The sequence below is a fragment of the Acinetobacter sp. LMB-5 genome (assembly GCF_001541635.1).
GTDB classification, from domain to species: domain Bacteria; phylum Pseudomonadota; class Gammaproteobacteria; order Pseudomonadales; family Moraxellaceae; genus Acinetobacter; species Acinetobacter pittii.
Window position 1 is genome coordinate 1 of the sequence record NZ_LRDR01000020.1, and the last position, 26,646, is coordinate 26,646.

28 protein-coding genes are annotated in these 26,646 nt (G+C 39.0%); 14 read left to right on the forward strand and 14 right to left on the reverse strand.

Annotation, left to right across the window (positions count from 1 at the left end):
- Window positions 1–181 precede the first annotated feature (181 nt).
- The 3 genes from AW165_RS18055 to AW165_RS18065 are packed head-to-tail and all read left to right on the forward strand — an operon-like array spanning window position 182 to window position 2,408.
- The gene (locus AW165_RS18055) at window positions 182–685 is read left to right on the forward strand and encodes a YfiR family protein (RefSeq protein ID WP_002117836.1); all 504 of its coding nucleotides are present in this window, start codon (window positions 182–184) and stop codon (window positions 683–685) included.
- Between the two features lie 5 nt (window positions 686–690).
- On the forward strand, window positions 691–1,914 hold the full coding sequence (locus tag AW165_RS18060; protein WP_005065229.1) for a diguanylate cyclase domain-containing protein: 1,224 nt from the start codon (window positions 691–693) through the stop codon (window positions 1,912–1,914).
- A gap of 14 nt (window positions 1,915–1,928) precedes the next feature.
- A complete protein-coding gene (locus tag AW165_RS18065) occupies window positions 1,929–2,408 on the forward strand; it encodes an OmpA family protein (protein ID WP_002117846.1) in 480 nt (159 codons plus the stop codon).
- Window positions 2,409–2,458: 50 nt separating this feature from the next.
- Here the strand turns inward: AW165_RS18065 and AW165_RS18070 are convergent, their stop codons facing one another.
- Complete coding sequence (locus AW165_RS18070) at window positions 2,459–3,469, reverse strand: metallophosphoesterase (RefSeq protein ID WP_060466646.1); 1,011 nt, start codon at window positions 3,467–3,469, stop codon at window positions 2,459–2,461.
- A 106-nt stretch (window positions 3,470–3,575) separates the two neighbouring features.
- On the opposite strand from AW165_RS18070, the gene AW165_RS18075 reads away from it, so the two are divergent.
- Window positions 3,576–5,201, forward strand: coding sequence for a phospholipase D family protein (locus tag AW165_RS18075; protein WP_002117884.1), 1,626 nt, complete (start codon window positions 3,576–3,578; stop codon window positions 5,199–5,201).
- Here AW165_RS18075 and AW165_RS18080 read toward each other — a convergent pair whose 3' ends face one another.
- Window positions 5,202–6,011, reverse strand: a complete 810-nt coding sequence (locus AW165_RS18080) for a lysophospholipid acyltransferase family protein (protein WP_005804926.1) — start codon at window positions 6,009–6,011, stop codon at window positions 5,202–5,204.
- A gap of 218 nt (window positions 6,012–6,229) precedes the next feature.
- Between AW165_RS18080 and hflX the strand changes: the two genes are divergently transcribed.
- From hflX to AW165_RS18100, 4 genes are all read left to right on the forward strand, one after another.
- Window positions 6,230–7,573 (forward strand): ribosome rescue GTPase HflX, encoded by a 1,344-nt coding sequence (gene hflX, locus AW165_RS18085; protein WP_005065235.1) that lies wholly within the window; start codon window positions 6,230–6,232, stop codon window positions 7,571–7,573.
- A gap of 33 nt (window positions 7,574–7,606) precedes the next feature.
- Window positions 7,607–7,978: a hypothetical protein gene (locus tag AW165_RS18090; protein WP_002117849.1), complete on the forward strand. Its 372-nt coding sequence runs from the start codon at window positions 7,607–7,609 to the stop codon at window positions 7,976–7,978.
- A 10-nt stretch (window positions 7,979–7,988) separates the two neighbouring features.
- Complete coding sequence (locus AW165_RS18095; RefSeq protein WP_005804924.1) at window positions 7,989–8,663, forward strand: LrgB family protein; 675 nt, start codon at window positions 7,989–7,991, stop codon at window positions 8,661–8,663.
- 82 nt (window positions 8,664–8,745) lie between these two features.
- On the forward strand, window positions 8,746–9,189 hold the full coding sequence (locus AW165_RS18100; protein WP_002117847.1) for a DUF2147 domain-containing protein: 444 nt from the start codon (window positions 8,746–8,748) through the stop codon (window positions 9,187–9,189).
- 92 nt (window positions 9,190–9,281) lie between these two features.
- On the opposite strand, the gene AW165_RS18105 is transcribed toward AW165_RS18100, so the two are convergent.
- From AW165_RS18105 to pdxA, 3 genes are read right to left on the reverse strand one after another with little or no spacing between them, the layout of a single operon-like run.
- Window positions 9,282–10,124, reverse strand: coding sequence for a symmetrical bis(5'-nucleosyl)-tetraphosphatase (locus tag AW165_RS18105; protein WP_060466647.1), 843 nt, complete (start codon window positions 10,122–10,124; stop codon window positions 9,282–9,284).
- A complete protein-coding gene (rsmA, locus tag AW165_RS18110; protein WP_005065242.1) occupies window positions 10,125–10,937 on the reverse strand; it encodes a 16S rRNA (adenine(1518)-N(6)/adenine(1519)-N(6))-dimethyltransferase RsmA in 813 nt (270 codons plus the stop codon).
- Window positions 10,938–10,960: 23 nt separating this feature from the next.
- Window positions 10,961–11,944, reverse strand: coding sequence for a 4-hydroxythreonine-4-phosphate dehydrogenase PdxA (pdxA, locus tag AW165_RS18115; protein ID WP_081410727.1), 984 nt, complete (start codon window positions 11,942–11,944; stop codon window positions 10,961–10,963).
- A gap of 173 nt (window positions 11,945–12,117) precedes the next feature.
- Between pdxA and rplM the strand changes: the two genes are divergently transcribed.
- The 5 genes from rplM to AW165_RS18140 all read left to right on the forward strand — a co-directional run bounded on the left by rplM (window position 12,118) and on the right by AW165_RS18140 (window position 14,891).
- On the forward strand, window positions 12,118–12,546 hold the full coding sequence (gene rplM, locus AW165_RS18120) for a 50S ribosomal protein L13 (RefSeq protein WP_002117832.1): 429 nt from the start codon (window positions 12,118–12,120) through the stop codon (window positions 12,544–12,546).
- A gap of 12 nt (window positions 12,547–12,558) precedes the next feature.
- On the forward strand, window positions 12,559–12,945 hold the full coding sequence (rpsI, locus tag AW165_RS18125) for a 30S ribosomal protein S9 (protein WP_002048725.1): 387 nt from the start codon (window positions 12,559–12,561) through the stop codon (window positions 12,943–12,945).
- 174 nt (window positions 12,946–13,119) lie between these two features.
- Window positions 13,120–13,773: a glutathione S-transferase N-terminal domain-containing protein gene (locus AW165_RS18130; RefSeq protein WP_005065247.1), complete on the forward strand. Its 654-nt coding sequence runs from the start codon at window positions 13,120–13,122 to the stop codon at window positions 13,771–13,773.
- Window positions 13,774–13,779: 6 nt separating this feature from the next.
- A complete protein-coding gene (locus AW165_RS18135) occupies window positions 13,780–14,214 on the forward strand; it encodes a ClpXP protease specificity-enhancing factor (protein ID WP_060466649.1) in 435 nt (144 codons plus the stop codon).
- Between the two features lie 17 nt (window positions 14,215–14,231).
- The gene (locus AW165_RS18140) at window positions 14,232–14,891 is read left to right on the forward strand and encodes a hypothetical protein (RefSeq protein ID WP_060466650.1); all 660 of its coding nucleotides are present in this window, start codon (window positions 14,232–14,234) and stop codon (window positions 14,889–14,891) included.
- A gap of 53 nt (window positions 14,892–14,944) precedes the next feature.
- Here AW165_RS18140 and AW165_RS18145 read toward each other — a convergent pair whose 3' ends face one another.
- Genes AW165_RS18145 through AW165_RS18170 form a run of 6 tightly spaced genes read right to left on the reverse strand, consistent with a single transcriptional unit; the run spans window position 14,945 to window position 23,286 of the window.
- Window positions 14,945–16,885, reverse strand: coding sequence for an acetyl/propionyl/methylcrotonyl-CoA carboxylase subunit alpha (locus AW165_RS18145; protein WP_060466651.1), 1,941 nt, complete (start codon window positions 16,883–16,885; stop codon window positions 14,945–14,947).
- 18 nt (window positions 16,886–16,903) lie between these two features.
- Window positions 16,904–17,740, reverse strand: coding sequence for an enoyl-CoA hydratase/isomerase family protein (locus AW165_RS18150; protein WP_060466652.1), 837 nt, complete (start codon window positions 17,738–17,740; stop codon window positions 16,904–16,906).
- A gap of 16 nt (window positions 17,741–17,756) precedes the next feature.
- On the reverse strand, window positions 17,757–18,914 hold the full coding sequence (locus AW165_RS18155) for an acyl-CoA dehydrogenase family protein (protein ID WP_060466653.1): 1,158 nt from the start codon (window positions 18,912–18,914) through the stop codon (window positions 17,757–17,759).
- Window positions 18,915–18,956: 42 nt separating this feature from the next.
- A complete protein-coding gene (locus AW165_RS18160) occupies window positions 18,957–20,570 on the reverse strand; it encodes an acyl-CoA carboxylase subunit beta (protein WP_060466654.1) in 1,614 nt (537 codons plus the stop codon).
- Between the two features lie 2 nt (window positions 20,571–20,572).
- Window positions 20,573–21,460, reverse strand: a complete 888-nt coding sequence (locus AW165_RS18165) for an SDR family oxidoreductase (protein ID WP_032006036.1) — start codon at window positions 21,458–21,460, stop codon at window positions 20,573–20,575.
- A gap of 20 nt (window positions 21,461–21,480) precedes the next feature.
- Window positions 21,481–23,286: an acyclic terpene utilization AtuA family protein gene (locus AW165_RS18170; RefSeq protein WP_060466655.1), complete on the reverse strand. Its 1,806-nt coding sequence runs from the start codon at window positions 23,284–23,286 to the stop codon at window positions 21,481–21,483.
- Between the two features lie 186 nt (window positions 23,287–23,472).
- On the opposite strand from AW165_RS18170, the gene AW165_RS18175 reads away from it, so the two are divergent.
- On the forward strand, window positions 23,473–24,072 hold the full coding sequence (locus tag AW165_RS18175; protein WP_005065274.1) for a TetR/AcrR family transcriptional regulator: 600 nt from the start codon (window positions 23,473–23,475) through the stop codon (window positions 24,070–24,072).
- Between the two features lie 30 nt (window positions 24,073–24,102).
- Here AW165_RS18175 and AW165_RS18180 read toward each other — a convergent pair whose 3' ends face one another.
- The 3 genes from AW165_RS18180 to AW165_RS18190 all read right to left on the reverse strand — a co-directional run bounded on the left by AW165_RS18180 (window position 24,103) and on the right by AW165_RS18190 (window position 26,534).
- Window positions 24,103–25,266, reverse strand: coding sequence for an acyl-CoA dehydrogenase family protein (locus tag AW165_RS18180; RefSeq protein ID WP_060466656.1), 1,164 nt, complete (start codon window positions 25,264–25,266; stop codon window positions 24,103–24,105).
- A 141-nt stretch (window positions 25,267–25,407) separates the two neighbouring features.
- Entirely contained in the window at window positions 25,408–25,971 is a 564-nt protein-coding gene (locus AW165_RS18185) for a DUF4256 domain-containing protein (RefSeq protein WP_060466657.1), read from the reverse strand.
- A 167-nt stretch (window positions 25,972–26,138) separates the two neighbouring features.
- Entirely contained in the window at window positions 26,139–26,534 is a 396-nt protein-coding gene (locus AW165_RS18190) for a DUF2007 domain-containing protein (RefSeq protein ID WP_002117882.1), read from the reverse strand.
- Window positions 26,535–26,646 lie beyond the last annotated feature (112 nt).

The window sequence follows — 26,646 nt, forward strand, 5'->3', positions numbered from 1 at the left end:
GCCGATGGATGTGCATTATAGACCATTAAATTCCCTTTGCAACCCTTTTTTTAAATCAATATTATCAACTGGATACTTTTTAAGCTTTTTGGTCACTTTTAGATGAGATATTAAACTTTTTTTACGTTATCAACTTCATGTAGAATAGATTATTCGTGCAATAGTTTGGCATTAACTCACCATGTGGCAGTTCGCTAAAAAAGTATTTGTTTGCATACTTGTAGTGCTTGCTACGAGTGGGCCTTGTTATGCCAATTCAAAACATAATTTCTATGTACTTACTTTATCTATTCTAAGCTACAGTAAGTGGGAGAATGTAAATACTCCTACTCTTTGTGTAATTGATAACCCTTCTATTACATCTACTTTTCAATCTTATATCCAGCAAATGTCTTATAATTATCGTGTTCAAACTGTAAATGCGAAAGATTTTGCTCGGTCACATTGTCAGGCTGTCTATTTTTCTAGTACCTCTCCACAGCAACAACAAAACCTTATTCAAAACTATCCTTATCATTCTTTACTTTCTTTAAGTATTAATAATTCAGAGTGCGAGATAGGAAGTATCTTTTGTTTATATACTCAGAATAATTACACTACCTTTAAAGTTAACTTAGATGCTTTAAGTCACTCCAAAGTCCATATTGATCCGAGAGTATTACTCTTGGCTAAGAATGCGGAGTAAGGATCATGATATCAAAGTTGTATCAGTCCACTTCACTACACGCATTATTTAGAAAGTCTCAATTTACTATTTTTGCTATTACTTTTTTTATTTGCTCTTTTACGTTTGTCTCAATTTCCGTTTTTACTATGGAAACTTATGCCAAACAGAATTTGCAATTGCTTAGTCATACTCTATTAGAGCGTATTCAGCCCGCAGTCGTGTTTAATGATAAAATTACAATAGAGCAGATTTTGAATGAGTACACGAATGATCATTCAATTCGTACTATTCATATTTATGATTCAGAACATCATCTGATCGCCCAAAGTTTTAAATTATCAAGTCAAACTTCAATTTTAGAAGGCTGGTTTGATCACTGGTTTTTAAATGAGCCTGTTCATCTTACAATTTATCATCACGAGCAAAATGTAGGTGAACTTACACTTTTTGGTAGCTCTGAAAAAATATTGCAGTTCCTAAAAATGATTATGGTAGGGCTTGCGATTGCAATGTTGTTTATTGTTTGCGCTTTATGGTGGTCAGTAAATCTAACTTATCGTCAAATTATGCAGGCTATTTACCCACTTACTAATATTGCTCAAATTGTAAGTGAACAAAAAGCTTATAATCTTCGCTTCCCTTACAACCGAATTAAAGAATTTCAAGATTTAAATACAGTTTTTAATGAGTTACTTGAAGAAATTCAAATATGGGATAATCAGCTGCAAAAGGAAAATCGTAAATTATCCTTTCAGGCTCATCACGACCAGCTCACCTTATTACCTAATAGACATTATTTTTACCAAATCCTTTTAGACATGTTTGAAGATAAAGGGTTTGATAATAAGTCTGCATTATTATTTATAGATAACAATAACTTCAAAGCAATTAATGACCAATTTGGCCATTTAGCTGGTGATGAAGTTTTAAAAGAAATGGCGAATCGCCTGCAAACTCGTTTGCGTCATCAAGATTTTATTGCACGGTTAGGCGGTGATGAATTTGCTGTCATTTTGCATTCCATTAGTCATGCTGATCATTTAATATCTATTGCTGAAAATTTACTCGAAAGTTGTAAAGAACCTTTGCATCTAAATGGTCAAACCATTTACTTCAGTTTCAGTGTAGGTATTGCTTTATCACAATTTGCATCTAGCCCCGAAGATTTCATTATGCAAGCAGATCAAGCAATGTATAAGGCTAAAAATTCGGATGAACACTGGTTTATCTATAAACCTGAAAATTAAATTTAGGCTAATCTATGAATACAAGATCTTTAAAACTCTCTTTTATTGCATTGCTATGCATTACTCTTGCAGGGTGCCTGAGTTTTGGTCCATTAAAATATCGTCAAGTAAAATTGCTCAAAAAAGAAGGTTTCGTTCTTACTGATGAAGGCTGGACTTTAGGTTTACCAGAACGCTTATTATTTGACTTTAATAATGCGCAGTTAAAACAAAGTCATGAAGCTGAGTTAGTACGTCTGGCAAATCAACTGAATAAATATGACCTGAATAAATTGAAAATTGTTGGTCATACTGATGATGTTGGTGATGCTACATATAACCAAAAGTTATCTGAAGAGCGTGCTCAAAGTGTGGCAAACCTTTTCTTAACACGTGGATTTAAAAAAGAAAACATCTACGTGATTGGTCGTGGTTCAACGCAACCTTATGTACCAAATACAACCAATGAAAACCGTGCGATTAACCGTCGTGTTGCGATTGTCGTTATTCCATAAGTAAATTTAATTCATAAAAAAGCCAATCCTCTGTGATTGGTTTTTTTATTTTAAACTAGCTCAATAATATCAATGGTTGGTGGCACTCTGAAACGCAAAGGAATTCCAACCATTCCTGTGCCAACGGTAACAAAGACATCCGCATGCTCATGAGAGTAGAAACCGCGCTTATGACCTAAAATTGATACTTTTTTCATAATATAGTTAGTCAACCATGGAAGCTCTACCTGCCCTCCATGTGTATGTCCAGATAACATTAATGGTCGATTCGGTAATTTAGGCACCATATCTACCGTATCGGGGTTATGGGACAAAATTAACCACGGCTTGTCTTGCGGTAAATCTGGCATAGATCGCATATCGGTTTTGCCTGCCCACAGGTCACCAATGCCAATCAAACGAAATTCTTCAAAATCAACAATCTTACCTTCAATATCAATAACTTCATTATAAAATAGGGCATCTTTTAATAGTTGCTGAATCGGTGGGCCAGGATATTGCTCATCATGATTTCCAGGAACCGAATATACAGGCGCCTGAATTTCTTTTAAAACCCTTAATTCTTCAATCAGTCTATCTTCTGGTTCATATGTCCAATCACCAGCGACTACCACTAAATCAGGTTGCTGTTCATTTAATTTTCTAACTATGGTTTTGAGCTGACGTTCATGCCCTGAAAATAAACCGATATGTAAATCTGCAATTAAAGCTACTTTTACTGGCTTATCAAAACTACGATCCGGATTTAACCGATATTGATGAGTATCGACACGCACTAAATGAGGTTCGATAAATCGGGCATAAATTAACACCCCACTTAAGAAAAAGATGAAAATACCTTGATGAATTGAGTAGTAACCAATCCAAGCAGCATATAAATTAAAAAACCAGAGAGGAATAAGTAGATAAGAGAGATAAAATGCGAGTAGATGTACATAAGCTTTAAATGGATGAATCGTCTCGGTTCGTGATTGATGAATCCAAGCCTCAGAAATTCCCCATAGAGCAAGTATTGAAAAAATAAAGTAAAAACAAAAAATGATTGAATTTGGATTCCACATTACGACTCTCGACTTATCTTATATTGATTGCTAGTAATCAAATTCAATATTTATCTTTCAATATGCACGAATTATACTCTAGCTCACCTTATCGTATGTACTGATTATGGCACAATCCTTTCCTTCCAAACAGCTTCAAACGAATCAACAAGCTAAAGGCTTTTTGATAAAAGCCTCTATAGTCCTATGTTCAAGTTTTGCTGTGGGTTTGACAGGATGTAGTACTCTGCCAAAACATGGTGTTGAGCCAGTACAATATGCAAAAGATATTGATACCTCTGAGACTTCACTTGCCAAAATTATTACACCTTTACGTCAGCAAAATCCAAAGTTAACAGGTTTCCATGTTCTAAATGATCCGCTGGAGGCTCTCGCGGCCCGCCTCAGATTAATTGATAAAGCTGAAAAGACTTTAGATTTACAATATTACATTTGGGATAATGACAAAGTTGGTGCTTTAGCCTTGCACGCGATTATTCGTGCAGCTGATCGAGGTGTAAAAGTCCGACTTCTTATTGATGACAATAATGCAAAAAAAATGGAAGGGATTTTACTGGCCCTTTCTCAGCATAAAAATATTGAAGTTAAGCTTTTTAATCCCTACCGTTTCCGCAAATACCGTGCGATGGATATGGTGCTGGATTTAAAACGTATCAATCGTCGTATGCACAATAAAAGCTTTATTGCCGACAATGAGGTTGCTCTTATTGGCGGGCGCAACATGACCAATCAATATTACAATGTAAGCGATAGCTATCAGTTTTCTGATGTCGATGTAATGTTAGTCGGCGCTGCTGTTGATGATATCGTAAATTCGTTTGATGATTACTGGAATCATGAATATGCATATTCAGTTCAAAGTATCGTAAGTCCTGAGCAGCACCGTTTACGCTATGAAGGCTTAAAAGAACAACTCGAAGCACACTATCAACAAGCTACCGTTCAAAACTTTTTAAACTTAACCGCAAAATCTCATGCATTTGATCAATGGCTAAATCATAATATTCAATTCGATTGGGTCAAAGCAGAAGTGGTAAAAGACTCACCTGATAAAATCAAATCGAAAGCTAAGAAAGAAGAACACCTCAATTTCCAGTTAATTAATCATTTGGAAAAACCAGAAAGTAACGTTGACTTAATCTCTGCTTATTTTATTCCTGAAAAACAAGGTGCCAAGATTTTAAGCACGCTTGCCAAAGAAGGTGTTGAGGTTCGAGTTTTAACGAATTCTTTTAAAGCGAATGACGTTGCTGTTGTACATGCCTTTTATGGGAAATATCGTAAAGAACTGCTTAAAAACGGCGTACAACTTTATGAATTTTTACCAACACCCGATAAAAGAGATTTAAATAAAAATACAGATGAGCTTGCCACTAAAGCTAAAGTAAATATGAAAGGGCTAAGCCGATCAAGTTTGCATACTAAGCTTATGGCATTAGATGAGCAGGTTTTTATTGGTTCATTTAACTTTGACCCGCGCTCGGCTTACTTAAATACTGAAATTGGTGTGATTTTAGATAGCCCATCACTGGCTAAGACGATTCACCATACAATGGATGAAAATTTAAATAAGTATGCTTATAAATTAAAGCTCGACACTAACAACCATATTTATTGGCAGCAAGAAACTCCAAATGGTCCTGTAATTTATAGACAGGAACCTGAGATGAAATGGTGGCAAAAAGCAGGCATGAAGTTTCTTTCATGGCTGCCACTTGAAGGATTTATGTAATTAGTTTTTTGGCTTAAGTACTTTTTGATGTAGTTGAGCCAAACCCTCTACCATTTTTTCTTGAACTTCGCGCGTTAAACTTTTGACGTCATGCCCTTCCACTGAAATAGGAGGCAAAGTTAACAGATGAGCTGTTACTTTAGGCATTTCAAGTACACGTTGAATATGTTCGGCAAATGTCATGTCACCAATGAATGGCGCAACTGTATCTAATTGCCCATCACGATTTACATAACAAATCAAACAAACCTGTACTGGACGCTGTGCTTCAATCGCTGCTCCTAGTAATCGTCCATGTACTTTTTTAACAGAATGTCCATCTGTAGTTGTGGCCTCAGGGAAAAATAATACTGGAATATTCTGTTTTAAAAATTCAGCAATTTGCTCACGAATTCTGACGGAATCGCCAGATCCACGCTTAATAAATAACGTTCCACCACTTTTGGCTAAATTTCCAAGAATAGGCCAATTTTCAATTTCAGCTTTAGCCAGAAAGAAAACTCGCGCACCTGAACCTAGAACCGCAACATCTAGCCAAGAAATATGATTACTTACCCATAAAGCTGGTTCTCTAGGAATTGTGCCATGTACTTCTATATCTAAATTGAAAACCTGACATAAACGGCGGCAAAAGTATTGGACATAACGTGTATTAACAGGATTATTAGGATCTTTATAAAGCCCATGTCGATAAACTAGATAAAAACCTTCACTAATTGCAGCCGTGGCAGAAGTGACCTTTTTTCCGTATAAACCTATTTTTGATAATTTCTTTAACGTTGAATTAACTATACTTTGCGTTTGAGCCATAAAATTTCACTAACGATTAATCATTGTTATACCCATCTCAAGTCATTCTATACGTTTCGTAATAAACTTGCATTGACGATAGAGAACGGCAAATAAAATAAATTTGAACACTAGACTAATCTCATGTAACTAATCTAAAGGATAAGAACAAACGCTTTCCCCTTTTGCTTAAGTTTCCTCTAGAATAAAGTTTTCCCATTTTCAGGATTTATAGCCACGTGGAATATGTTGATCGGCATCAAGGCGGTGAACGCACAATCTTAGTGAGTGTTTCTGTACAATTATTAGATGATCTGGATGCCGAAGAGTTTGCTCTACTTGCACAGTCTGCTGGTGCAGATATCCTTGAACATATTAAGGTTCAGCGTAATAAGCCTAATCCTAAATTTTTTATTGGCTCAGGAAAAGTCGAAGAAATTGCAGAGCAAGTTCAGGAGCTAGAAGCGAGTCTGGTTATTTTTGACCACGCGTTATCACCTGCTCAAGAACGAAATTTAGAAAGAATATTAAAATGCCGAGTTATTGACCGCACAGGGTTGATTTTAGATATTTTTGCCCTGCGTGCCCGTACACATGAAGGTAAGTTACAAGTCGAACTTGCTCAGCTTAAACATTTATCTACTCGTCTTATTCGTGGTTGGTCTGCCGATTTTGAACAACAAAAAGGTGGTATCGGCTTACGTGGTCCTGGTGAAACACAACTAGAGACAGATCGCCGTCTCATTCGTGTTCGTATTACCCAATTAAAAGATAAATTAGACAAAGTACAACAGACTCGTATGCAAGGGCGTGCTGCAAGACAAAAAGCAGCTATTCCAACGGTTTCATTAGTAGGTTATACCAACGCTGGTAAATCGACTTTATTTAATATTTTAGCTAATAGTGATGTCTACGCAGCTGATCAACTGTTTGCAACACTCGATCCAACCCTACGCCGTTTAGACTGGGATGGTATCGGTACTGTTGTGCTAGCAGATACAGTAGGTTTTGTACGAAACTTACAGCATGATTTGGTTGAATCATTTAAAGCAACACTTGAAGAAACGCTAGAAGCTACCCTTTTACTACATGTTATTGATAGTAGTAGCCATGACATGCTTGACCAAATTGAAGCGGTTGAAGGCGTATTAAAAGACATTGGTGCTGATGCTCCCGTACTTCGGGTGTACAACAAAATTGATCTAAGTGGTGAAGAGGCCAAAATTATTTATGCTGAGCCACACGTCCCAGATCGAGTTTATGTTTCAGCTCATTCTGGTCAAGGTCTAGAGTTGCTCCAAAAAGCAGTACAAGAATGCTTAATGGGCCAAATTCAAAAGTTTTCACTCGTGCTTAAGCCTGCTTATGGCAAATTACGTACTCAACTTTATGCCTTAAATGTTATTGAGTCTGAACATTATGATGATGCAGGCTTATTACATATTGATGTGAAGATTGCGCCACATAAGTTAGAAAAGCTGATTCGCCAAGCAAAGCTTCCATTGGATGAAATCTTAGGAGAACACGCAAGACAATTTAAGCGCCCCTTGGAAGAGTTTGAAATCAAGGGCGATATCAGTTAAAACTTGATAAGTAAACTTTTAGAGATAAAAAATATGGATAAGATCAAAAGTATAGACTGGACAGCATGGGTAATTACATTACTACTCATTATTGGTTTTCGTGAAGGCTCTGTCGTTGTCATGCGTGCTTTTGGTCATCCAGAATTAGGTAATCTGGTCGGTTTAATCAGCTTACTTATTATTTTACTGATTTGGAGAAAGTTTAAAAAAATTCCACTTCGAATAGTAGATACCAATAATAAAATCATGAAAGAAAGTGGATTCGCATTTTTACCTATCTGTGCAGGTTCATTAATTATGCTCGTACATATGGGTAAAGAAATTCCATTATTTCTTTTTGTTTTAGTGGTCAGTACCCTTATACCTTTGTGGGTCTATGCAAAAATGGCAAAACGTTGGTTATAAGGAGAATAAAATGTTTACGATTTTCTACGGATTTTTGATCACACTCATTGGTTATCTGTGTGCAAAGCCTTTAAACCGACGTTTTCCGCAAGTTCCACTTTTAGTTTTCGGAATGTTCATTGTAATTGGCTTACTTTCAGTTTTGCATGTGCCATATGAGCAGTATCGTCTTTATGTGAATGACTTATTTGGTCATCTATTAGGTTATGTCACTGTCGCCTTAGCTATTCCCTTAGCTGCAATGCGTTACGATGATCTTCCAATTAAATCGGTCATTGGTATTTTACTTTTTGCAAGTATTAGCGCCGTTGCCCTACCTATGGGGCTAGCATACTTGTTACATATGTCCGAACCTACCATTCTTGCATTTGCCACCCGTGCAGTAACCACTCCAATTGCTCTGAACATCGCAACTTTATTACATGCTCCTGAAACACTCGTAACCCTTATTGTTATTTTGTCTGGGGTAATTGGCGCAGCATTCTCACCATTCTTACTTAAACATATTCATGATGAGAGAGCATCAGGTTTAGCCTTAGGTTTAGCTGCACACGCCATCGGAACAGCTCAAGCTTGGCAACGTGGGCCTGTTGCAGGTCGTTACGCTGCATTTGGTATGGCATTGAACGGTGTATTTACTGCAATTTGGCTACCAACATTAATGTTATCTTTTGGAACACCATAATTAAGAAGTTGATTAAATAAACATTGAACGGTCTATCAATTCCAAATAAGATGACCTTTCAAAGTTAAAAGGATTTTTAATTATGGGGAAAATTTTTATTGGAGCTCTGCTCTTATTGGGGATTAATACTGCTACATTCGCAGCAGATATTACAGGTCTCTGGCAAACAATTGATGATAAGACAGGTGCTCCTAAAGCACAGGTAGAAATACGAAAAGAAGCGAACGGGACATATGCCGGGAAAATTATCAAAGTAACGCCACGCCCAGGTTATACGCCTAAAGAAATTTGTGATAATTGCCCTGCGCCATATACCAATAAACCGATTTTAGGTCTGGATATCGCAACTGGTTTAAAACAGGTAGATGGACTGAACTATACAGGCGGTAAAATTTTAGATCCAAATACTGGCAAAGTTTACGGACTTAAAGCAAAACTTAGTTCAACTGGCAAACGCTTACATATGCGCGGTTATCTCGGAGTTTCAGCTTTAGGGCGTAATCAAATCTGGATTCGAGTAGAATAATAGTTCCTAATAAAAAAGCCGCTTCTGCGGCTTTTTTATTTTTAGCTCAGCTACAAGCTTCATCTTGCACTCATAGAGAAACATTGCTTTTCTTATATTTGCACAGGATTTTCAACAGAAAAAATTTCTTTGTCTTCAAGTCGATAAGCCATTAATTTTCTACCCCAAACACAGCCACCATCAACATTCTGGATCTGCTCATTAATAGTTCGGCCCTCGAGCGCAGCCCAATGACCAAAAATAATCTGATGAGTTTGTGCGGCTTTGCTCGGAAATTCAAACCAAGGTAAATAACCATCCGGCATTGGTGCATCCAAAGAATCTTTAAAACTAAACTCTAAAGCCCCTTCGGCATTGGTTAAACGCATGCGAGTCAAATAATTGGTAATACAACGTAAACGCGCAGAACCAGTTAGGTTATCTTCCCACAAATCTGGTTTAGAACCATACATGTCTGCTAAAAAAGCATCCAATACAGATAAATCTTCGTTTGCGAGTACAGCCTCGACCTCTTTTGCCAACGTTACAGTTTTTTGCGCATCCCAAATACAAGGTATGCCAGCATGAGTAAGGATCGTATGCTCGTTTGGCAATAAACATAATGGCTGTTTACGTAACCAATCGATTAACTCATCACCATCAATAGCATCAATAACGTCTTGGGTACGATCTTTTTCTTTAATCTCTTTTAAACCACGCGCACCCGCAATTAAAGTCAGGTCATGATTTCCAAGTACAGTTGCAGCAGCTCCACGATCAGCAAGCTTTTTAATAAAACGTAATGCCCCTACCGAGTTTTCACCACGTGCGACTAAATCACCAGCAAACCATAAAAAGTCTTGATCTGGATCAAAACGTATTTCTTTAAGCAAGGCTTTTAGAGCTTCAAAACACCCCTGCACATCGCCAATAACATAGTTAAAACGCTTAGTCATTTACGCCACCATTTGATCGGCCAAAGCAACAAATTGGGCAAGTGTTAAGGTCTCTGGACGAGCCATCGGATCAACACCAGCTTTTTCAAAGCCATCTTCTGCAATCATACCTTTAAGACTGTTTCTTAATGTTTTGCGGCGCTGAGTAAATACATGGGCAACCAGCCGAGCTAAAGCTTTTTCATCTTTTGCTGTAATTGGCTTTTGATCATAAGGAACAAGGCGGAAAACAGCACTCGTTACTTTAGGTGGTGGGTTAAATGCACCAGCCGGCACTTCAAATAAAAATGTTGGTTGACAGTAATATTGAATCATTACCGACAAGCGTCCATATTCTTTCGTATTCGGTTCAGCAGTAATACGGTCAACCACCTCTTTTTGCAGCATAAAGTGCATATCTTTAACTTTGCTGCCAAATTCCAAGAGATGAAAGAGTAATGGGGTTGAAATGTTATAAGGTAAGTTACCGACTACACGTAATGGTCGGCCATCTTTTACCAGTTCGCTAAAGTCATATTTTAATGCGTCAGCTTCTATAATCGTCAAACGTTCAGGATGTGGAACACGTTCTGGTAGCCCAGCAGCTAAGTCACGATCTAGCTCCACTACTGTTAATGCATCACATTCCCCAATTAAAGGAGATGTTAAGGCAGCTAAACCAGGTCCAATCTCGACAATATTGTCGCCTGTACGCGGACTTACAGAGCGCACAATTTTGGCAATGACTCGTTGATCATGTAAGAAGTTTTGACCAAAACGTTTACGAGCTTTATGCCCTTCATCTTTCGGGTTTAGGGCATTAATTTGATACATAGAACATTTCCAACATGAAAAATTTAGCTCGCTGCTAAAGATAAAGCTAAATCAACAGCGACATTTAAACTTGAGCTTTTTGCCAAACCAGTCCCAGCCAAAGACAACGCTGTGCCATGGTCAACCGAAGTTCGAATGAAAGGCAAACCCAATGTAATATTGATGGCTTCACCAAACCCTTGTGATTTTAACACAGGTAAACCTTGATCATGGTACATGGCAAGTACAGCATCTGCATTTTTAAGATGTTCTGGAGTAAACAAAGTATCTGCCGGCAAGCTTAAACTCATTTTAAGCCCTTGCGCTCGATAACTTTCGAGTACCGGATTAATGGTCTCAATCTCTTCACGACCCAAATAACCATCTTCACCTGCATGAGGATTTAAACCACACACCAATACACGTGGATCTATTATCTTAAATTTAGTTTTTAAATCATGCAGTAAAATATCAATAACCTGATGCAATCGCTGTTTGGTAATTGCATCCGCTACATCTCTTAAGGGTAAATGTGTAGTTGCTAAGGCAACACGCAAGGTTTTGGTTGCAAGCATCATTACGACACGCTCTACACCTGCAAACTCTTGATAGTATTCAGTGTGACCACTAAACAAAATACCAGCATCATTAATGACCGATTTTTGCACGGGTGCCGTGGCTACTCCCACACTTTTACCAGACATTGCATAATCTGCTGAACGACGCAGTTGTTCTAATACGTAGGCTGCATTAGCTGGGTTTAATTGACCATCAATGACAGTTGCTTCTAAAGGCACATGTTCTATATAGAGTTCATTCAGAGATGATGACTCAGGGTGTCCGGTATATTCTGTAAATTGAATATCGATCCCAAGTTTTTGGGCACGTTGTTCTAATAAATTTTGGTCACCCAAAACAACAACAGGGCGTTCATCAACCCGCTTAGCCAAGCTCAAACAGATATCTGGACCAATACCAGCCGGCTCACCGGAAGTGACATATAATGGCAGCACAATCACTCCAGACACATAACAAGAATTTGTTTGATTTTAACATATCTAACATTTATCAGTTTATGGATTAAATTATATGGCTTAAACTGGATTTTTCTTGTGAGTTTGGACAAACTCGTTTAGAATGCTCGCTCCTTTTGTTTGGACAGATTCCATAGTCCAAACCAACTATAATAGGTAGTGGTTTAATGAAAACTCTCAGCGCTAAGCCAGCTGAAGTTCAACATGACTGGTATGTTGTTGATGCTTCTGGCAAAACTTTAGGTCGCCTTGCGACTGAAATCGCTCGTCGTTTACGCGGTAAGCACAAAACTTCTTATACTCCTCACGTTGACACTGGCGATTACATCGTTGTGATTAATGCTGAACAAGTTCAAGTGACTGGTAAAAAATCACTTGATAAGAAATATTATCGCCATACTGGTTTCCCTGGTGGTATCCGTGAGACTAACTTCGAGAAGTTAATTGCTCACAAACCTGAAGCTGTTCTTGAAAAAGCGGTTAAAGGCATGTTACCAAAAGGTCCTCTTGGTTATGCAATGATCAAAAAAATGAAAGTGTACGCTGGTACTGAGCATCCGCATGCTGCTCAACAGCCACAAGTTTTGGACATCTAAGGGATACAGCACATGGCTACTAATTATGGTACAGGTCGCCGTAAGACCGCAACTGCACGTGTTTTCTTGTCAGCTGGTACAGGTAAACTCGTTATTAACAACCGTACTTTAGAGCAATATTTCGGTCGTGAAACTGCTCGTATGGTTGTTCGTCAACCTTTAGAACTTTTAGAAGTTACTGAAAAGTTTGACCTTTACATCACTGTTAAAGGTGGTGGTATCGGTGGTCAAGCTGGCGCGATCCGTCACGGTATTACTCGTGCGCTTATCGCTGCTGACGAAACTTTAAAACCTGTTCTACGTCAAGCTGGTTTCGTTACTCGTGATGCTCGTGAAGTTGAACGTAAGAAACTTGGTTTACGTAAAGCTCGTAAGCGTCCTCAATTCTCTAAACGTTAATTCGTTTATCGAGTTAGACAAAAAGCCTTGGATTTTTCCAAGGCTTTTTTATTATAAAAATAGAGCTACCAAATGCAAACTTATAAATATAAACAAACTAGCTCTTTAGAACCGTGATTTCCTAGAGCATTTTTAGTATCCTAATCGATTCACTCAACCACGTCGTCTTGTGATATGTCGGTCGAAAACACCTCTATTCAGGGGATTACCCTTTACAGTCATGCTGATGATTTCCGTTCTCACTGGATTCGTTTCTTATTAGCAGAAAAACAAATCAAATATCAATTGATCATAACTGACCATGAAGACGAAGATTTGGCCAGCTTAAATCCTTACAACCAATTACCGATGTTGGTCGAACAAAATCTTAAATTATTTTCAGCGCCTATCATCGCTGAATATTTAGATGACCGTTATCGTCAAAGTAAGCTTTATGCCGATGCTCCTATGATGCGTGCAGAACAGCGTCAGTATATCTGGAGACTTGAAAACGACTGGTTTAAGTTAGCAGATCACATGTTAAAACATGCTGACTCCCTAAATGTCGAACAAAAGCAAAAAGCTCAAAAAGAACTACGTGAAACATTAATTTCACTTACTCCCCTATTTCAGCATTTCCCGTATTTCATGTCTGAAAATTTTACAATCTTAGACTGCATGCTTGCCCCTATCTTTTTAAGATTAAATAGCATGGGAATTGATTTACCAAAACAGCACTGTCGACCTATATTTTTGTACTGTAAACGTATCTTTGAACGGCCTTCTTTTGCTAAATCGATGACGCCTCAAGAGAAAAACCGTTACAATGAATTATTAAATATGGAATAGCGTGATATGTCTGAGCAAACTATTGATTTAACCCCTACACGTCCTTATCTTGCTCGTGCAATCTATGAATGGATTTGTGATAACCAACTTACGCCTTATTTATTAGTTGATGCGACACAGCCGCATACCGACGTTCCGCAACAATTTGTTAAAGATGGGCAAATTGTTCTAAATATTGTGCCGCATGCAGTTCATCAATTACTTATTACCAATGAAGCTATTACTTTTTCAGCTCGTTTTGGCGGAGCATCAAAAGACATTTATGTTCCTATTCAAGCGGTTTTAGGGATTTATGCACGAGAAAATGGACAAGGTTTATTCTTTGATCCTGAAGAATATGCCAATGTAACACCTGTAGAAAATACAGTAGAGTCAGAAGTACAAAAAGCAACTGAAACAACATCGACTAAGAAAAAACCATCGTTAAGAATTTTAGATTAAATTTAGAGGAAGAAAGCATGGCATTTGATTTAGTCCAATACTTTGCTGAGCAGATAAAAATTCAAAAGCCTCAGCTTTTAAATCAATATCCAGTTAATGAAAAAAATAAACTGATTGATGAGGTGAATATTCTTACGCTTGGAAAACTGATTAGTTTATGGCGTCAGAATGATAATAAGATTTATCAAGAAATCAAAACCTCAGATCCACTTTATATTCAAGAAGTTGCTCGTCATTTAACGACTTCTAAACATAATCAGTCGACTTTAAAAAATTCAGAACTAGAACAGAGTATTTCTGAAATTTTAACTTTGCAGTTAGCAGAACTTAATCAGCTCGATGAAACAGGTGGTTTTGGGCATAATGGCTTAAAAGAATTAATTTTAGGTCAGATTGAACACTTATCAGGTCAAGCTGAAGATTGGGTTTGGTCAACAAACCACCTAAATGAATTAATTGGTTCTAAACCTGTGGAACAAGAAGAGCTATCATTGGATACAACAATGAAGGAGTTCAACCAAATGGTTCACCAAGCCCAACCTCATCATGATGACGTGCATATTGAAGAACAAGCTGCCGAAATTTCTGTACCTACATGGTCAAAGATTGTTGCCCCTGTAGTTGCTTTAGCAATTTTGAGCTATCTCTACTGTATTTATACACAATTAATTGCTTAAGAATTTGCTTATACAATCCGTTACATGCCACCCATAAAAGGTGGCATTTTTTACTAGATTTGAATAGTAAATAACATCTGCCGTTTTTTTACTTGCTGCCCGTGCTGACCTAAAACATCTTCAACTACACCATCCACATCAGATTTAATCTGCTGTTGAATTTTCATAGCCTCAAGCACCAATAAAGTTTGCCCTTTCACCACAGTATCGCCTTTATTGACTAAGATATTGACTACAGCACCATCCATTGGCGCACGAATTTTGCCATCACCAGCCACATCAGCTATCTCTGGAGCGGCATAAGTTACGTTGCGAATTGCAACATTGCCATTATCTCGATCTAAATAAAGCTGATCATCATTTAATACATATTGCACACGGCGACATACACCATCAATTAAATAAATTAATTGCTCTGGCGTTCTCTCAAGCACTTCAATACAAACTGATTGATCACAGAGCTCTACCTTAAACGTGTTATTTACAGATGAAAGCTGTAATTGAATTTGCTGTTCATCATATTTAAGTTTTAATGGTAATGGTACACCTAATCCAGTTTGCCACACCGCAGTACCTGTACTTTGACTAAATAATGCAGCAGCAATGGCTAAGGTTTCTAAAGATAGAACCTGCTTATGTAGACTGCTGTCATTTTGAAAATGCTGTTGAATGAATGCAGTATTCGTATCTCCTGCAACAACAATTGGATGACGCAGTAAATTGACCAAAAACTGCTTATTACTATTTACACCTAGCAACACACAGTCATCAATTGCACGCGCCAATAAGCGAATCGCATCCTCACGGGTTTTACCGTATGCAATCACCTTCGCCACCATCGGGTCATAAAATAGGCTAACCTCATCAGTTGCCAACATGCCATGATCTATTCGTACATTTGGCAAAGTTGCGGGCTGCCAACGCAGAACTTTTCCTGTTTGTGGTAAGAAATCCTGACGTGGGTCTTCAGCATACAAACGTACTTCGATCGCATGTCCATATAAGGTCAATTCTTGTTGCTTTAACGGTAACTGTTCACCATTCGCGACACGTAACTGCCATTCAACCAAGTCTAATCCAGTAATGAGTTCAGTGACAGGATGCTCCACTTGCAAACGGGTATTCATTTCTAAAAAATAAAATGCACCCGATGCATCTAGCAAAAACTCAACTGTACCTGCCCCCACATAAGCACACGCTTTTGCCGCTGCTACGGCTGCCTCACCCATTTTCTGACGCAGTTCAGGCGTCATCACTGGACATGGTGCTTCCTCAACAACCTTTTGGTGACGACGTTGGATCGAACAATCACGCTCAAACAAATACACATAATTGCCGTGTGTATCACCAAAAACCTGAATTTCGACATGGCGCGGAGCAATGACAGCTTTTTCTAAAATAAGCTCGCCTGAACCAAAGGCATTTTCAGCTTCTGAACGCGCAGTTTGTAAAGCTTCCACCAACTCAGAGAGGTGCTGTACCAAACGCATGCCACGACCGCCACCACCCGCAGAGGCTTTTACCATAATTGGAAAGCCAACTTGCTCAGCTTGAGCTGTTAAATATTCAAGGTCTTGTCGGTCACCTTCATACCCCGGCACACAAGGTACACCTGCTTCAATCATGGCAATTTTTGAAAGGCGTTTACTGCCCATTAACTCAATTGCAGAAGCGGTAGGCCCAATAAACGTAATCTGGTTATCGATACATGCCTGAGCAAAATCAGTATTTTCAGACAAAAAACCATAACCCGGATGAACTGCATCAGCACCTGTCTTTTTGCATGCATCTATTATCTTGGTAATTGAAAGATATGACTCAGATACTTTTGAAGCACCAATATAGACAGCTTCATCGGCCTCTTGCACATGGCGAGCATGACGGTCTGCATCGGAATAAACTGCGACAGTTTGATAGCCCATTGCCTTAGCAGTTTGCATGACTCGAACTGCAATTTCACCACGATTGGCAATCAGTACTTTTGAAAATTTCATTATTTTTATCCCTATCGCTTATGATTCATCGGCCCAATTTGGTAACCTTTTCTGGATAAAAGCCATCGTTCCTTCTTGTCCTTCAGCACCACCAACCGCTTGAGCAAACTGCTGTGCAGCATCATCTAGCAACTCATTTAAAGGTTCATTGAGTGTTCGATGTAACAGTGCTTTAGTCACACGTGAAGCTTGAGGAGCTGCTCGTTTAATGTGTTGAATGGTTTCCTCTAAAGCTTGTTCAAGTTCAATTTCATTATGTGCAATTTGATGAACCACACCGACACTCAGTGCTGTATGCCCTTCAAAACGCATGCCGAGTAAAGCAATTCGGCGTGCCTGAGTCAGGCCAATACGTTTCACCACAAAAGGAGCAATTTGAGCAGGAATCACACCAAGCCCTGTTTCAGGTAAACCAAACTGGGCATTGTCACGGCTAATGGCAACATCTGCAACACATGCCAAACCAAAACCACCACCTAAAACAGCGCCTTCTAAAATCACCACAACAGTCTGTGGTGCGACTTCGACTTGCTCAAGCATGGCACCAAAACGGCGGTTAAAATCAGCATAAGGTTGTAAGCTACCAACATTGGTTGCTTCAACACGCAAAGCCGCCATGTCTTTAATGTCACCACCTGCACAAAAGGTTCCACCTTCACCACGGATAATTACCGCACGAATTGAAAGATCATCGCGAATGGCATTAAAGACTTGTTGAATGGCATTAACCATCTTCAAGTTCATGGCATTACGACTCTCCGGTCGATTTAACCAAAGGTATAAAATACTACCGTCTTGTTCCAATTGAATGCTGTCATCAATATCTAGAGCTTGTAGAGATGTCGAAAGTGTCATGGTGTATTCCTTATTTTTATTTCTGCTTTTTAGGCAAGATATCCATCAACTTACAGATAATCCCTAACATAATCTCATCTGCACCACCGCCAATAGAACCTAAACGACCATCACGATACAGCTGTGATGCTGGGTTATCCCACATAAAGCCGTTACCACCCCAATATTGCAAGCAGCTATCGGCAACTTCACGGCTTAAACGGCCTGCTTTGAGCTTTGCCATAGATGCCAGCTTAGTCACATCTTCACCCGCAATATGCTGTTCACACGCTTGGTAGGTTAAGGCTTTAAGTGCTTCTACTTCAGTCATGAGTTCGGCAAAACGAAAATGGATATATTGGTTATTAATGAGTGGTTGACCAAATGTCGTACGCTCTTTGGTATAGGCGATAGTCTTTTGAATTAAATTTTCCAAACCACCAATCGCATTAGCACAAGCCCATAAACGCTCTTCCTGAAATTGCATCATCTGCATCATGAAGCCCATACCTTCAACGCCAACCAAGTTACGCTGAGGTACACGTACATTGTCCAAATAAACTTGTGCTGTGGTCGTTGAACGCATACCTAATTTATTTAACGGTTCTGAAAAACTAATCCCTTTAGTTTTTGCCGGTACAATAATCATCGACTTGTTGACGTGAGGTTTATCGTCAGATGTGTTGGCTAAAAGACAGAAGAAATCGGCCTGCAATGAGTTGGTGATCCACATCTTGCTGCCGTTAATGACATAGTCATCGCCATCTTTTTTAGCAGTCGTTTTAATAGCAGCAACATCCGAACCAGCATGTACTTCCGATACCGCAATTGAGGCAACATATTCTCCAGCAATGGCTGGTGTTAAAAACTCATCACGTAATTCTTTGCTACCAAAACGCGCCAAAGCAGGTGTTGCCATATCGGTTTGTACACCAATAGCTAAAGGCACCCCGCCACAAGCCGCATATCCAATTTCCTCAGCAACAACTAAGTTATAAGAATAATCTAAAGCCAGACCGCCATTTTCCTCAGGCTTACAAATTCCTAATAAACCAAGATCACCCATTTTTTTAAATACGTCGTGGATTGGGAACTGCCCTTCAGCTTCCCATTCTGGAATATGTGGATTCAGCTCATTTTGAACAAATTGGCGAGCTGTGCGGCGTAATGCTTCATGTTCGGCAGTAAATTTCATGGTGTTATTCCTATTAATTTTTTTAATTGCGGTAAAGGTTGATTAAAAACGAGACACACCAAAACGAGTTGGATTTAGCTCTCGTTGCTGTGCTTCATAAATGGTTTGTAAAAGGAAAATTAATAATTTTCGGGTATCTCGGGGATCAATAATGCCGTCGTCATGTAGCATGGCCGTATTGAAAAGCGCGGTGGATTGCTGCTCTAATTTCATGGCCGTACTTTGCTCAAGAAAATCGAGCATTTGCGGATTAGGCTCCTGGCCAGAAGCTTTTTGCTTTCCTTCAGCCACAATGCGTAACACCTTTCCAGCTTGTGCAGCGCCCATTACAGCAACATGCGAATTTGGCCATGCAAAAATAAAGTCTGGTGATAGACTTCGACCACACATCGCGTAGTTACCTGCACCATATGACCCTGCTACAACAATTGAAATTTTAGGTACAGAACTATTGGCAACCGCTTGAATCAGTTTTGAGCCATGCTTAATAATGCCATTTTGCTCTGCATCAGTTCCCACCATAAAACCTGTGGTATTGTGCAAGAACAATAATGGACGCTTGGTCTGTTCACACAGATGAATAAACTGAGCCGTTTTAGCCGCACCTTGAGGGGTAATCGGACCATTATTGGTGATAATGCCAATATATAATCCGCCAATCTTCGCCCAGCCACATACCGTTAAATCATCATATTCCTGTTTAAATTCTAGAAAATCTGAATCATCAATAATGCGCGCAACCACTTCTTTCATGTTAAATGGTTGTTTAGGATCATTTGGAATCACACCCAACAGTTCATTGGCATCGTAACGAGGTTCTTTATAAGTCGTTTCAACTGGTTTGATTTGCTCTTTCCAGTTCAGATGTTCAAAAATTTCACGTGCAAGTCGAATACCATCAGCGTCATTTTCTGCTAAATATTCTGCTGTTCCAGCAACCTGTGCGTGCATTTCTGCTCCGCCCAACTCTTCAGCTGTTGCTACTTCACCAGTCGCAGCTAAAAGTAAAGGTGGACCTGCAAGAAGCATTTCGGTTTGTTTGCGTACAACAATGACATAATCGGAAAGACCTGGTTGATAAGCCCCTCCTGCCGTTGCATTACCATGAACAACTGCAAGCTGTGGAATACCTACCGCTGAAAGACGTGCCTGATTGGCAAAAGTCATACCGCCATAGGTAAATACTTCAGCCGCATAATTTAAGTTAGCGCCGCCACTTTCGGTCAGCGTAATCAGCGGGAGTTTTTGTTCTAAGGCAATTTTTTGTAGGCGCAAGGTTTTCTGCACACCCATCGGTGACATGGTCCCGCCCTTGATCGCACTATTACTTGCAGAGACTAGACAACGCACACCACTGACAAAACCAATGCCAGCAATTACACCACCACCAGCTTCGGAGCCATCCTTGTCATCATGCATGTTGTAGCCAACCAAGCCACAAAGTTCAACGAAAGGTGAATCAGCATCAAGTAATAATCGTACGCGCTCATGCGGCAGAATCTTGCCTTTTTTATCGAACTTAGGTTTAGCCGCATATGATTTATCAATGCTTTTTTGCTGAATTGCACGGACTTCACTCAGCTGAGCAAGCAGTGCCTCTTTATTCTTTTGATACTGTTCACTACCAACAGCGATCTCTGAGGAAAGAATAGTCACTGTTACTCCTCCTCAGCCTCAGTCTTTTTCTGAAAAATTTCAGGAATAAACGCGCGATGGAAACCATTATAAGACTGACTATTTGTCGCATCAGCTAGTGGATACATTCGTGTTCCTTGCGATGCAGCGCCATCAATACGCAAAGTTACACCTGAAACAAAAGCCGCAGCATCAGACAGTAAATAACAAATCGCCGATGACACTTCTGACTCAGTTCCCATACGTTTTAACGGTACATTGCCAGCAAGACTTGGAATAATTACTTTGGCAAAATCACCGCTATAATTATCCATACCAGATGACACAATCCATCCTGGTGCAACTGCATTTACACGAACTCCAGATTTGCCCCACTCAACCGATGCTGTTTTAGTTAAGTTATCAACCCCCGAACGCGCAGCTCCAGAATGCCCCATTCCTGGCATGCCACCCCACATATCAGCAGTCATATTGACAATACTGCCACCATGTTTTGCCATCCATTGGTTATAAGCTTCACGCATTAGATAGAAAGTCGCATGCAAGTTATTACGCACAACTGCGTCAAAACCATTCGCCGAAATATTCTCTAAAGCTGAGGGGAACTGGCCGCCCGCATTGTTCACCAAGCCATCTAGTTTTCCGAATTTCTCAATCACTTCGGCAATCATATTTTTCACTTGTTCTTCTTCACGGTTATCACAAACAATGAAATGAACTAAGCCCCCATCTTCTATAATTTCTTGGCTTACTTTCTCTAATTTTTCAATTTTGCGTCCTGTAATCACTACTTGAGCGCCGAGGGCTGCAAGCTCATGTGCAGTACAGCGTCCAATTCCAGAGCCACCACCTGTCACAATAATGACTTTATTGGCGAAAGCATCTGGTCTAAATATTGATTGATAACTCATCTTTGTCTCATCCATTTATTTTATTTTTCTAAAAGATGTGCCGGAACTTTTACAGGCATATCCAATAATTGTTGCGCAAAGGCCTTCCCTTGCGGATCTATGCGTAGGCTTGCAACACCACCACCACCCAAGGCATTTTCCAACATAAAATTTAGTGCATTCAAACCCGGCAACTCATAACGGATTACACGCCCTTTCTCAGCATCTAAGACATGTTGCATATAGCTTGCAACAGTCTCTTCAGTCAGTGCTGCACGAATCCATGGCAAATATTCTGCTTTACGTGCAATCACACCGATATTGCTATGATTGCCTTTATCACCACTGCGGGCATGCGCAATTTCAATCAAAGGAACTTCAATTTCATCTCCTTGATAAATTGCATTCTCACCTGCCTTTAAAGTAGGCAATTGCTCTGTAGAAACTCCTTGTGGAATCTCAACTGGGTAGCGTTTTCCTTCAAAATCGATTTCGACACTTACTTGATTTTTATCTATTAAAAATGAAAATAGTTTAATCACTGGCGATGCTTTTGGACGCCCTCCCACAATCCCTGCCAAGGCTGGAGCCATACCTGTTGAAGCTTGTGCAATTTCAGATGCAAAGAATATACATGCTTCTTTAAACATGTGTTTTACAGCTATTTTGACCACAACTTCACGACTATTTAATGTTTGGGCATGTTTGCCGTAGGTACTTTCAATACCTAAAATTTCAACAGACTTTTCACTAAATGACGGCACTGAGCGCATTGCTAAAACACGTTCGCACTTAGCCAAAATCGCATCGGCAATGACTTGTGCTTTTTGTGGTGCCTCACGTCCTGCAATTAAAAAACTCACTAAAACCCGATATCCATCTGGATAGGTCGCACTGACTTTATACTGCGCAGTCGGTGCTTGTCCTTTTGCCCCTGTCACACGAACTCGGTGCTCCCCAACTTGTTCTAAATGCACCTGATTAAAATCAGCAATTACATCGGGTAGTAAATATGCTTGAGGATTGCCTATTTCATAAACAATTTGTTCAGCAACCGTGGCGGTGGAAACCAAACCACCTGTACCCTGTGGTTTCGTCACAACAAATGAGCCATCTTCACTCACCTCAACGACTGGAAAGCCTATATTGTCGAAACCCTGAACTAAGCGCCAATCGGTAAAGTTACCACCCGTACATTGAGCTCCACATTCAATGATATGACCTGCCAAGGAACCTTGCGCCAACTTATCGTAGTCATCTAAAGACCATTGATATTCATGAAGTAAAGGAGCAAGTACCACAGCAGAGTCAACAACACGACCAGTAATCACAATATCTGCGCCTAAATTCAAAGCATCACGAATAGCCACCGCCCCTAAATAAGCATTACTACTCGCCACTTGTTCTGGCAAAGCTTCCCCGCTAAACATTTCCCGAATATTTTGCTGTTTGAGGTGCTCATGTTGCGGTAAAAGATCATCACCTAAAACCACGGCAACTTTTAGATCTAATCCATATTCTTTAATTATTTTTTGCAAAGCATCTCGACATGCCAATGGGTTAACACCACCAGCATTACTAATCACTTTAATCTTTTTTTCTGCAATTTTTTTAAGTAAAGGCGCCATGACTCGACTGACAAAGTCCAAAGCATAACCATGTTTCGGTTCTACCATTTTCGCTTTGGCCATAATCGACATGGTGATTTCTGACAAGTAATCAAAAACCAAATAATTAATATCGGCTAAATGTACTAATTGGAAAGCGGCAGTATTGGTATCCCCCCAAAAACCTGAGGCACAACCTATTTTTACGACACGCTTATCATCCTGCTGATCACTTGCCATTTTATTTCTCATTATTTTGTTTAAAAATTACACTCAACATTACCAAGCAAGCGCTTGGTTTGTAAAGAGCAAAATGTTATTGTGAAATTGACTAAAACTGCCAAACTCGACAACTAGCCTAAAACATGGTGAGATTTAGCAAAATTTTTTCCGTAAATATTTTTATATAAAGGATCCAGCTTTCGTATGATTGCTACTTCAATTGAACAGATTCCAAATATTTCTTGCTTTGACGATAGCCCGCGTGGTCGTTTATTACAGGGTGCTGCCTATCTATTTCACAAACAAGGTTATGATAAAACCACCGTCCGCGAACTTGCTCAATTTATTGGGATTCAATCAGGGAGCTTATTTCATCACTTCAAGAGTAAAGATGACATCCTCGCTCACGTGATGGAGCAAACTATCATTTACAATCTTGCTCGTTTAGAAGAGGCAGCAGCTCAATCTACCGATCCAGAACACCAATTACGCGCCCTTATTAAAGCAGAACTCATTTCAATTACTGGAGATACTGGTGCAGCCATGGCTGTTTTAGTTTATGAGTGGTTTGCGCTGTCAAAAGAAAAACAAGATTATCTTTTAGAAATGCGTAATGAATATGAACAAATCTGGTTAGATGTCATTGAAAAGTTACGCATTCAAGGCAAGATAAAACATGATGCCTTTATTTGGCGAAGATTAGTTGGTGGTGCAATTTCGTGGACCGTAACTTGGTATAAAGCTGAGGGTAAAGTCAAAATTGATGAGTTAACAGAAATGGTGTGGGAAATGGCTTTGAAATAAAAAGGTGGCTCAATGACCACCCTGCAAGAATTAATAACCGAGCTGCTTACTAATCAAATCTTTCATAATTTCTTCAGCACCACCGCCAATCATATTGACCTTTACTTCACGGTAAATACGTTCAGACTTAGTACCTCGCATAAAACCCATACCTCCCAACGTTTGTACAGCCGCATCAGCACAAAATTGCATAGTGCGAGTCGCAACATTTTTCAGCATTGAAATTTGTGCCACCAACTCAGGCCCTTGTAACTTCTGCTGAGTCATTTTCCATGCAGTTTCTTCAAGTAATGCCCGTGTTGAGGTTAATTGCGTTGCCATATCTACCAATTTATGACGAACGACTTGATGGTCTATTAATCTCTTACCAAAAGTTTTCCGTTGCTGGGCCCAATCTAGAGCCTCTTCATAGCAAACTAATGCATAGCCATAAGCCACTACACCCAAGAAAAAACGCTCCATATTAAAGTTATTCATAATAACTTTAAAACCAGCATTTTCTTTACCGAGCAGATTTGATGCAGGTACTCTCACTTGATCAAAATGCAAATGAGCTGTATCAGAAGCCCACCATCCCATTTTCTTTAAAGGTGTTTTAGTAATTCCCTCACTGTGCGCATCAACGAGCAACATTGAAATGCCTTCAGCACCTGTTTTGGCTGGATCTGTACGCACTGCAACAGTATAGTAATCTGCACGAATTCCAGATGTGATAAATGTTTTCTCACCCGAGATAACATAATAGTCACCATCACGAACAGCTTTAGTTTGTAATGCAGCCACATCAGAACCACCGCCTGGTTCTGTAATCGCCAATGCTGAAATCTTTTCTCCTGAAATAATCCTTGGTAAAACTTTTGACTTTAGTTCTTCACTTCCAAAATGCTGAATCGGTGGTGCTCCAATTGTATGTACCATGAGTGAAATATGTACTCCACCCGAACCAGCTTTTGCCATTTCTACACCAGCCAGTAATGAATAAAATGGATCTGCATCAGGAATACCGCCATATTCCTCAGAAAAACCTAAACCTAATAGACCAATTTCAGCAGCCTTTTTATATAGCTCTCTTGGGAATGTCTCAGCCTCATCCCATTCATTAACGAAAGGAGCCATTTCTTTTTGTACAAATCGACGAACATTATCAGCAAAAGCAATATGTTGTTCATTATAGTAAATTGGGTTTGGTTGCATTTCTACAGATGTCCTGATGTTTTTATTTAATTCCAGAACATATCTTGTCATGTTTGCCATCAATCAAAAGTTGCAAGAATCTCCATTTTCTTGGCATAAAACATCAAAGCCTCTTCTTTTTATTCAAATACAATGCAATGCCTATACTCTTAAGCAACAACGGAAACCACGGGCAGCATAATAAGACTGCGCTCCATTATGATAAATAAAGACACGACCATATCGACGATCAGCAAAAAGTGCTCCATCTAGTTTACGAATCTCATTTGGGGTTTTGAGCCAACTTGATGTTTTAAGATCAAACTCTTCAATTTCTTGTAGTTGGTAATATTGCTCTTCTGTTAAAAGTTCAACTCCCATTTCCTTAGCTACATCTATTGCGCTATTTTTAGGAGGATGATCTTTTCTAGATTCTAGAGCCTCACGATCATAGCAAAGGCTTCTACGACCTTTAGGTGTCTCAAGAGAGCAATCTACAAATAAATATTCGTCTTTCTGCTGATCATAAGCAATAACATCAGGCTCCCCTCCTGTATTTTCCATTTCCAGCAATGACCAAAGTTTATCAGGAACCTTAATTAGTTTATTTTGCACATCCGACCACTTTATTTCTGTATGACGATGTGTATTTTTTTCAAATCTATTCTTTAATAATTCAAGGAGTAACTCTATTTGCTTTTGAGCTAGCTGTTTTTTATCTACCATTAAATAAGTCCTTATATTTATTAAATTGAACGGCCATCAAAATAATTTATTTTATTTAATATCAATGGCTTCTCCGCCTAGTACATTAATTACAGAGATAGAACTAAATCCAATACCTCTACATTAGGTTCCATAATTAAGATAATCAATAATCGTTTACTATATATTTAATTCCAAAAGTGTCCACAACGCTTACATCTATTACCATTTCTAAAAGAAAATAAAGGTAGGCCCAAAAACATAAACGCTAAAAAGGCAGATTTTTTTCCTTTATTATTAACTTCTATATCCAAACTTCCACACTCAGGGCAACATTCTTTACTCTCCCCAAACTTTTGTTCAAGCTCATCACTAAAGTCTTTTTCAAGAAATGACTTCGCTTCATCAACATAGTTTTCTGGAACTAATAAACGAACCCCACCTAAAGCATTAGAATAAAACCAATCCATATTAATTGTATGCTCATTTTCAATATAAACAGGAATTCCAAATGCTTCTAGTTGAGTCTTGGCAATTTGTGCCTCATAAGGAAACGAGAAAGTTTTAATTACGATCCATTGCATATTAAATTTCTAATTAGGTAAATAATTTTAGAGTAGCTTTATTTCTTTATAATTTGAATAAATTTTAATATCTAAAGGATTGAGAATACAAATTGCACATAAAGAAACACCC